Here is a 301-nt window from a genome sequence, read left to right as displayed (position 1 = left end):
GGTTTCCCGGCCGTAGTCGGTGTAGGCGCGGGCGGTGAGCGCCTGGGCTGACGGTCCGGTTTCCAGGATGGTGTTGCCGCGGCGGTCGGCGTGCAGGTATCGGGTGGCGTCGGGGGTGCCGGTGAGGGTGCGTGCCTCGCGGCCGCCTGCGGGCCTGGTGAGGTAGCTGCCGGTGCGCGGCGGCCCGCTGGTGCCCGCGCTTGTGTGGGTGTCGTTGGCGATGGCGCCGTCGGGGGTGTAGTGGAAGTGGACGGTGGTGCGGGTGCCGTCGGGGTTGGTGGTCTCGGTGGTTTTCCGGCTG

Annotated in this window: 1 protein-coding gene; it reads right to left on the bottom strand. The window is 72.8% G+C overall.

Annotation, left to right across the window (positions count from 1 at the left end; all coding sequences use genetic code 11):
• Positions 1-301 (bottom strand): hypothetical protein (locus IF89_RS40050; protein WP_043195106.1); only part of this gene is annotated, 301 nt, incomplete at both ends.

The organism is Streptomyces sp. NRRL F-2664 (genome assembly GCF_000719345.1).
Taxonomy (GTDB): Bacteria; Actinomycetota; Actinomycetes; order Streptomycetales; family Streptomycetaceae; genus Streptomyces.
This window is presented reverse-complemented; position numbering and strand designations above follow the sequence as displayed.